The organism is Streptomyces sp. NPDC052020 (assembly GCF_040680575.1).
GTDB lineage: Bacteria > Actinomycetota > Actinomycetes > Streptomycetales > Streptomycetaceae > Streptomyces.
Window position 1 is genome coordinate 42,868 of sequence record NZ_JBFAWY010000045.1, and the last position, 8,992, is coordinate 51,859.

Sequence of the window (8,992 nt, forward strand, 5' to 3'; positions counted from 1 at the left end):
CGGGGAACCAGCCCCGGAACGGGTATCGGCGGTGTCCGCGCACGTGATCTGCTCAGACGTCGGCCCCCCGGGTTTGACGTGCTGCCGACCTTAGCCGCGCGCTTTCCGCTACGTCAACCGACGTTCTGGGAAGGGTCGTTCGGGGTACACCGCCATCACTGATGTTCCTGGCCCGGCCGCACGGGGAGAACGCAGGTGTCACGGGGGGAGAACGCAGGTGCCCGCGAACAGGCCCACCACCGCGGAGCCGCGGTTAACCGTCACCAGGCCCCCGCGCCGCCGCCTGCGCGGAGCGCTGGCAGCGGCGCTGCCCGTCCCGGTCATCGGGCTGGTCCTGCTCATAACCTCCGGGAACCTGCTGCTGCCGGTGCGGCCGGTGATCACCATCGAGGCCAAGATGGCCTCTAAGAGGGACTTCTTCCAGGACCCCGAAGTCGAGCGGCTGCTCATGAAGCACGGCTTCCGCGTGCACATCACGAGCATGGGCTCGCGTGAGATCGCCAAGCAGGACTACGGCGGATACGACGTCGTCTTCCCCTCCGGCCAGCCGGCCGCCGACCTGATCAGCCGGGAGCGTGCCCGGGCGAACCGTCCGGTGCTGCTGTACCGCCCGTTCGTCAGCCCTATCGTGCTGGCCACCTACCGGGACTACGCCGAGGTGCTCGCGGCGGAAGGCGTCGCCCAGCGCCTGCCGGGCTCGGGCGGCCCGCCGATGTACTACACCCTCGACATGCGCAAGTTCCTCGACCTGGCGCGCGGCAAGAGGAAGGGCGTCCAGCGTGATCCAGAGGACGGCTACCGCTGGGACGAGATCGACGACAAGAACCACGTCCGCAACGGCAACAAGATCCTCGCCCAGACCTCGGACATCTGCGAGGCGAACTCTGCCGGTACCTACCTCGGACTCGTGGCCTTCGTCGAGCACGGGAACGACGCACCGGACAGCGAGGCCGAGGCCGAGCGACTCGCCCGGAAGATAAAGCCGCTCCTCGTCGAACAGGGCTTGCCGTCCTCCGAACGGGCCGACACGTATCTGTCCCCCGACGGGCAGGGCATCGCCCCGATCTCGGTGATCTACGAGCACCAGTTCCTCGCCCACCAGCTACGGCACGAGGCACGGAAGGGCGAGACCGACGACGAGCGCGTCCTGCTCTACCCGTCCACGCGCTTCGTCACCGAACCCCAACTCGTCGCGCTGACCGGCGACGGCGCGCGGCTCGGCGAACTGGTCAGCGAAGACCCCGAACTCCAGCACCGCGCCATGGAGCTGGGCTTCCGGGCCCGCGGCGCCGGCACCGGCGCGAGCAGCGACGAGCTCACCCGGTTCCTCACCGAGCGGCAGATCCCGGTGCCCACCACCTCCTCCGACGACACCCGCGCGGTCCTGCCCAGCCTGCCCCTGCTGGAGAAGATGATCGAGATCGTGGGCGACTGCCCGGACCGGACGGGCAGCCCGTGAGGCGCGGCGCGGACCTGCTGGCGCTCTGCCTGGCGCTCGTCGCCACCTTCCTGACCGCCTGCTCGGGCGACGCTGACGACGACACGGTCCGGCTGCGCGTCCTCGCCAGCCCCGATCTCGCCGTACTGGGCCCGCTACTGGGCGAATTGAAGGACGAGACCGGTGTCGACCTGCGCCTGGACCACCGGGCTGACGCCGAGACGAAGACCCCGGACCGCGACCGGTACGACCTCGCGTGGCTGTCCTCCGACCGCTATCTGCGCCTCACCGACAGATACGCGATCCGGGGGCTGCAGCGCACGGTCACCATGACGTCCCCCGTCGTCATCGGCCTGAAACCGGATGTGGCGCGCGAGCTTCGCGCCCGGGTGCCCGGCTCCCGGCTCACCTGGGCGGACATCGCGGACGCTGCCGCCACCGGCACCGTCCGCTTCGGCATGGCCGACCCCCGGCACGCCGGCAGCGGCCTCGCCGCCCTCGTCGGCGTCGCCACCGCCGCGGCCGGCACCGGAGCCGCGCTGCGCCCCGAGGACGTCTCCTGCGACCGGCTGCGCGGCTTCCGCTCCGGCCAGGCCCTCACCGCCGACACCGGCCCCGCCCTCGTCGACACCTACGTCGACCACCAGGACGAGGCCAACGCCCTCATCACGTACGAGTCCGATCTGCTCGCCCTCAACGCCTCCGGCCGCCTCGACGACCGCCTGGAGGTCATTCGCCCCCAGGACGGCACGGTCCTGGCGGACTTTCCGCTGCTCCTGCTGAACCCGGCCCACCGCACCGCGTACGACAAGGTCACGCGGTGGCTGCGGCGCGACTCGGCGCAGCGGCAGATCATGCGGCACACACTGCGCCGCCCCGTCAATACGACGGTCACCCGGGACCCGCGGCTGCGCGAACCGGTCGGCAACGCGCTCTTCTACCCCGACCAGCCGGCCGTCGTCGAAACGCTGCTGGCGGACTACGGCGACCCCGACCGCCGCACCACGAGCCAGGTGGTCTTCCTGCTCGACTTCTCCGGCTCGATGCGCGGCGCCCGGATGGCCGCCCTGCGCGAGGCCTTCGCCGGACTCAGCGGCGCGGACCCCTCCGCCTCCGGCAAGTTCACCCGCTTCTACCGGGGCGAGCGACTGACCGTCGTCCGGTTCGGTGGCCGGGTGCTGGAGCAGACGACCGTCACCGTCACCGGCCCGAAGGATCTGACGGCCCTCGCCGGCACCGTCGCCCGGGGCGGCTACGGCGACGCCACCGCCGTATGGTCCGCCCTCGACCACGGCTACCGCACCGCCGCCCTTGACCTGGCCGCCGACCCCGACCGCTCCGTCTCACTCGTCCTGATGACGGACGGCGAGAACAACACGGGCCTATCCTACGCCGAGTTCGTACGCCGCCACAAGGCGCTGCCCGCCGCCGTGCGCGCCACCGTCCCCACCTACCCCGTCCACTTCGGCGAGGCCGACGCAGGCGAACTGCGGCGCGCGGCGGCGAGGACGGGCGGACGGATGGTGGAGACCGCCGACTCGTCCCTTTCCGAGGCTTTCAAGGAGATCCGTGGCTGTCACTGACGCACTGTGGTGGAGCCTTTGGTGGCCGTGGATGACGGTCTGGCTGGTGACGGCCGCCGGCACGGCGGTGCTCGCGGTGATCCTGGTGCGCCATGCCCGGGAGCGGCGCAGGCACCTGCGGCGCTGGCAGTCGGCGTACAGCATCTGCCTGTACCTCGACGAGCAGGCCGTGATGGACCTGTACGAGCTCGGCAACTACCGGTCCGCGCTGGAGGAGGCCGTCGAGCTGCGGACGAAGGTCGACACGAGCGTCGGCTTCTGGAACCGGGTGCTGACGTGGCTGTTCCGGTTCCGGCTGAAGCGGGACGTCAGCCAGGAGACGTTCCGCAAGTTCGTGCGTAAGGACAAGCCGATCAACGTGATCGGCGTGGTCATGGAGGCCTTCGACCGGGCCGACGCCATCGTCCACGCCGACCTGACCACACTGACCGTCGTCCCGAACCGGAACCTCGCCGACAACCTGGCCGACAGCCGTGCGGTGACCCTGAGCCGCATCGGCGAATTCGTCTCAGTCAAAGGCGTGTTCTCACGCGTGCCGGACGTGACGGAGGGATTCGTCCTGCGGGCCGAGTACGGTGACGAGCAGCCCCCCGTCTACATGCGCGTCGTAGCCCCCGGGAACGCGCGCCGCTCCATCCCGGACGGCACGTTCACGGCCCGCTGCCTTGGCAAGATGACCGGCTGGCGCGAGGACACCCGCGAGGTGACGCTGGAGGCGATCGCCATCTTCTGGTGACCGCCGCCCACCGGGGATTCAGTTCGGCGAGGACGCGCAGGGCGTGCGGATCGGGCGCGAAGGCCAGCAGGCCGGTCACCGGCCCCTTCGGTGACCTCCCGAACGGGCGGCCGTACCAGCCCTCGATGGCGCTCATGGCCGGCGGGCGGACACCAGGACCCCAAGGAGACCGGTCCCGTCATCCCCTCCGCCCGCTCCCAGGGCGGATACCGCGGACGCGGCCCCTCGGCTCCACCCTCCAGCCGGGTGAACACGCGGGCCAGGGCCGCCAAGGTCAGGGCCCGGACCACTCGGCGCGCGCCGTCTCGACGGCCCCGCTCCGCCTGACCTCGCTTGCCGGTCGCAGGCCTCGGTCTCCTCCCTGACCAGGAACAGGCTGTCGGGCAGGCCATAGGCGGCGGTCCCGCTACTGCGCCCGTGCGCGCCGTGCGCGGGCTTTCCTCTCCTGCGCCAGCTGGCCCTCCTCGCAGGCGCGGGCGCGGGCCCGCTGCTCGGCGAACGGCGACCGCGCATTGCGCGCGGACGGTTTCCGCCTGCACCACGGCCCTGGTCAGCTCGTGAGGGAACTGGTCGGCGAGCCCATCCTGCGGGCGGTCTCCATCCGTTCGCAGATGATCAGGCTCTCGGGCTGGCCGACCAGCATGTAGCGGCCGTGCGATGCTGGTGTGCTGCCCGGCCCGTACGCGCGCTCGGGAAGCCACCAGCACCCGCCGCGCGCCCACCCGGGGTGAACCCACGGATGAGTCACCCTGCCAGACGCCAGCGGATCTGTGCACATGATGAAGGACCAAAAGCAACCGCCATAGCATCCCCGGCCCCGCGGGCCGCCAAGACCAGGTGGTACTTCGAGCCGGCCCCCGCCGTCGACCGGCGACGGACCCGTCTGGCCCCCTTTTAGCGGTCTGACCTGCGAGGAGCCGACCACGCAGCGGGACCAGACCGGCCGGGAGACCGCGTTGACCTGAGGCGCGTGTGTCGTCGACACCGCCCGTTCTCCCCGGATCGCGTGTACGCTCAGTAGTCGATGTAGCGCACAGTACCCGCTCGGTCTCGATCCATGGGAGCCGCCATGGCCATGTTGCTGATCAAAGGCTCGTTCCGGGTGAACGGCGGTTCCGAGCCCGACGGAGACACTCTTCCCTTCATTCCCGACGACGTGGCGGACTGGAAGCTCGTCGGCGGCCGCGCCAGGATCGTCCCCAAGGCCGACGGTCGCGCGAACGTGCGCCTGGAAGGCGTCGACGCGTTGGAGAGCCACTACGACGGCACCTACGGCCCCGAGCGTCGCCAGCCGCGGAAATTCGCCGACAAGGCCGGTGACGAGCTCCTGACCTGGCTCGGGTTCACCAGCGTCGAGCGCCAGGAGAACCACACCGTCAAGACCGTCCCCGACACGGTGCCCGGCTTCATCCTCACCAGCGGCGCCGACGCCTACGGCCGCTGTATCGCCCTGGTCTGCAAAGGCACCGCGCCCGTCTACAGCGGCTACGAGTTCACACCGAACGAGGAGTTCCTGAGGAAGAAGACCGCCAACCACCACCTGGTCGAGAAGGGGCTGGCGTACCCGATGTTCTACCCCGGGCTGCCCGGCTACCTGCGCGACGTCCTCAAGACGGCGGCAGTGGAGGCGCGCGTGGCGAAGAAGGGGGTATGGGGCGTCGACAGGACCTACGACGGGGTAGTGGTCGACGACATCGACTCGATCACGGACACCGCGACCGGCCAGGTGGTCCTGCCCAAACTGTTCCGCCGGCTCACGGACTACCTGGACTCCAAGACCGGCTCCTCACTCGACGGGTTCGAGGCGTACCTGGCCGGTGCCGCCGACCAGTACCGCGTCCTGCCCGACGGCAAGACCGTCACCGGGCTGCACAACCTGATCACCGTGTCCGAAGGCGGCTCTCTGAAGATGATCGAGCGCACGGAGGACCTGCTCTTCCTGGACAAGTGACGCCGCGCCGCCTTCCGCCGCAGTCTGGTCGTGGTGGTCCTGGGAAGGCTGGAGACGGTCGCACGGTTTTATGCCGAGTTTTGTCTCCGCTGTCTCGTCTTGTTCTCTTGTCTGTCGCGTTTGCGGGTGGGACAGCACAGGTGAGGTGTTCTTTTCCGTGTCCGTGAGGGCGGGGTCGTGGGCGTGTCGCTGCATGGCGTTCTGCGCCCGTTGTTCTTCCTCGTGTGTGGCTATCACACGGCCCCTTGCGCGGTCCCTTCCGTGGCTGCCCAGTCGAGTCCGAGGCGGGCCAGCGTGGCGAGCTTGTCAGTGGTCAGTCTGGCCCTGCGGGCCTTCTGGTTCATGACCCACACCCCGAGCTTGACCTCCGTGCCGTCCTCCAGCTGCTCTGCGTGATTTCTGGGGACGGTCACGGAGTTCGTGCGGGCTTTGTACTGGGCCAGGGCCGCGACGCCCCGCTCGAAGGCGCCTGTGGTCGCCTTGGGGGCCTTGGTGGGTGTCTCCTGCTTCGGGGGCAGCGGTGTGACGCCGATGGCCTCGAGGAGTTCGCGCTGCCGCTCCATCAGCCCCGCCCACACCTCGGGCTTGCGCTGCCGGGCCAGCCACCGTCCGATGTCCATACCGTGGACGGTGACGCCGGGGGTGACGACCGTGGGGTCGTTCTCCTCGCGTACCAGCTCGCGCAGGGCGGCGTAGTGCCGCTGCCAGTCGGCCGGCCACGCCGGGTTCCAGTACGGGTCCACGGCCTCCAGCGCCGTCTTCCATTCCGGGTGCCCGTCCAGCGCACCCGGGCGGCGGAGGTTGGACAGCCATTGCCCCACCGGCCGGTCCAGCATCGTCGCGGTGCGGGGCGCGCACAGCGTCCAGTGCTTCTGGTAGTACACGCGGGCCGCCGCCAGGTTCTCCTGGAACCGCGCGTCGGCCGCCGTCCAGGCCATGCCCAGCTTCTCCAGGCGCCGGGCGCGCAGGCCGCTCATCTGCCCCGCCCCGTACGCGCGCCGCTGCTCGGCGACCCACTGTCCCAGCGGGTAGGGACCTTCCTTGTGCCCGTACGGCACCCGGGCGTGCCCCTCACGCTCCGCGAACGCCTTCAACTTCGCCCAGCCGCGGGCCCAGTCCTGCTTCTCGGTGTCGATCACGTTGAACGACACCCAGTCCGCGACCATGACCGGGTCACGCGGAGCGGCAAAGCGAAGCAGTAGGCGGGATTCTTCCTCGCCTTCCTCGGGCGGCGGACCGATGTACTCGGACGGCTGCGCCACGTCCTTCTGCGGCTCTTGCGGGATAGCCAGCAATTCGATGGCCTCTTCATCGTGAGCGCGCAGTCCTTCAAGGACCTTCACCAAAGGCCGATACGATCCCGAGGTGAACATGTCCTCCGGCTTTTCCCTGGGCTGGAGAAATACCGGCACGATCAAAGAAGCCAGTTTTCCCTCACCGGGCTTCTGGCGCAGCGCCCGGCCGATGGCCTGGACGATGTCGTGCGGCGCGCCCTTGGGATCCAGGAGCGCCACGGAATCCACGGCCCGGATGTCGACGCCCTCGCCCAGGACACGGCAGTTGGACAGCACGGCCCGCCGCGCAGTGGTCCCGAACCCGGCCAGGACCTCCCGCCGGCGCTCGGGCAAGTGCTCGCCGCACAGCCAGTCCGCCCAGATCCGGGCGGGGTACTTCTCGGGCTGGTCCGCGTGCAGCTTCGCCGCCACGCGCTGAAGGCCCTCCGCGTACGCCTGTGCCTCTATCGTCCGGTGGTGGAAGGTGATGCAGGTCTGGAGGTTGTGCTGCGCCATCGTGTGCAGCAGCGCGGCCTGGAGCGCCCCGAGGCGCTCCCCACGGACCTTCTCGCTGTGCCGCTCCTCGCCCATCAGCCGCTCGGGCGTGACGACCGGGTCCTGGAGCTCCAGCACGATGATCTGGTACCGCGCCAGCAAACCGCGCGAGACGGCCGACGCCAGGCTGAGCTTGTAGAGGACGGGCCCGAAGATCTTCTCGTCGTCCATGGAGGCCGCCATCTCGCGCGGCAGCGGGTCGCGCACCCCCTCGGCGACCTCACGGCTCAGTCGCTCCCCCCAGATCCGCGGCGTAGCGGTGAGGTACAGCCGCCGGTAGGCGGGGATCACGGCCTGGTCGTGGATGTCCGCCCACGCCTTGCCCATCGAGCCACTTGTCCGGTGGGCCTCATCGACCACCGCGAGGTCCACCGGGGCCAGCCTCTGCCCGTAGACGCCCTCGAACGCCTCCGCCAGCACACCCAGCGAGGCGTACGTCGCGTAGATGGTCACCGGCCCCTGCCCATGCCACAGTGCCAACTGCACCGGGTTGGTGGTGGAGCGCACCCCCAAACTCCACAGCTCCGGGTCGTCCTGGAGCGAACACACGGCAACCGCCGGCCCCGTGTGCCCGACCTCGTGCCACGCCTTCACCGTCTGCGCCAGCAGGTCCAGCGTCGGCACCAGCACCAGAATGCGCCCCTTGGGCACAAGGCGCTTTGCCGAGACGGCGGCAATAATCGTCTTCCCCGTGCCGCACGCGGCGTGCACCTGCCCACGAAGACCATCCCAGGGAACCCCACCCGGAGGGATATCGAAGCCTCGCACAACGGCATCAACAGCCTCGATCTGGTGGTCACGCAGTTTCACGGCCATACCCCGTCTACTCCTTCGAGGAATGCAGTACGTCAACAGAAAGGGAATCCGGGCGCGAGGTACGCGGCGCGCTGGAGATGTGGTGCCTCATCCCAGACTCTACACAGCACTGAACCGCGATGCATCACTCGCGATCAGCTTCGCTCCCAGGTGATACGTGACTCAAACGTCACCCACAGACGGCCGGTTACACTACACACCAGCAAGATATACCGGTAAGTGTGCCGGGAGGGTTCGAGAATGGGGGAGGGGTTCGGGTGGAGCGCAGCGGAGCCCGTCGCTGCAAAGAGGCCGACACCCGCCAAATCCGACGGACCGTCACATCTACTGCTGAAATAACAGCTGAGATCCCCAAACCCTACACAGGCCCGCGCGTGACACACCTCCCCTCGCCGCCAGCCCTCGGCATCCGCGCAAGCGCGGATGCCCCCAATTCGCGCTTGCGCGAATTTCCCCGCTTTTAGAATTCCGCTTGCGGAATTCTGATTCCCCCGCTTGCGGGGGAATCAGGCGGAGCGCAGCGGAGCCGTCACTACCGCGCGGCTTGCCGCGCGGTATCCCGCGGAGCGGGACCGACGCCCGTCTGAAGATTCTGCGCTGTGTCGACCCCGACCCAAAGTCCGCCACCACGCGTGACGA

At 69.4% G+C, this 8,992-nt stretch carries 5 protein-coding genes; 4 read left to right on the forward strand and 1 reads right to left on the reverse strand.

The features are described 5' to 3' along the window. The first annotated feature begins 217 nt into the window (after positions 1-217). The 4 genes from AB0L74_RS30945 to AB0L74_RS30960 all read left to right on the forward strand — a co-directional run bounded on the left by AB0L74_RS30945 (position 218) and on the right by AB0L74_RS30960 (position 5,708). On the forward strand, positions 218-1,459 hold the full coding sequence (locus tag AB0L74_RS30945) for a hypothetical protein (protein WP_365659648.1): 1,242 nt from the start codon (positions 218-220) through the stop codon (positions 1,457-1,459). Then, entirely contained in the window at positions 1,456-3,021 is a 1,566-nt protein-coding gene (locus tag AB0L74_RS30950) for a VWA domain-containing protein (protein WP_365659651.1), read from the forward strand. Before AB0L74_RS30945 ends, AB0L74_RS30950 begins: the two co-directional genes overlap by 4 nt. Continuing rightward, positions 3,008-3,757 carry a hypothetical protein gene (locus AB0L74_RS30955; protein ID WP_365659653.1) on the forward strand — a complete coding sequence of 250 codons (750 nt, stop codon included), beginning with the start codon at positions 3,008-3,010 and terminating at the stop codon, positions 3,755-3,757. The genes AB0L74_RS30950 and AB0L74_RS30955 overlap by 14 nt, the downstream gene beginning before the upstream one ends. A gap of 1,069 nt (positions 3,758-4,826) precedes the next feature. Beyond that, positions 4,827-5,708, forward strand: a complete 882-nt coding sequence (locus AB0L74_RS30960) for a thermonuclease family protein (RefSeq protein WP_365659656.1) — start codon at positions 4,827-4,829, stop codon at positions 5,706-5,708. Between the two features lie 233 nt (positions 5,709-5,941). On the opposite strand, the gene AB0L74_RS30965 is transcribed toward AB0L74_RS30960, so the two are convergent. Beyond that, the gene (locus AB0L74_RS30965; RefSeq protein ID WP_365659659.1) at positions 5,942-8,353 is read right to left on the reverse strand and encodes a Helicase associated domain protein; all 2,412 of its coding nucleotides are present in this window, start codon (positions 8,351-8,353) and stop codon (positions 5,942-5,944) included. Positions 8,354-8,992: the final 639 nt, after the last annotated feature.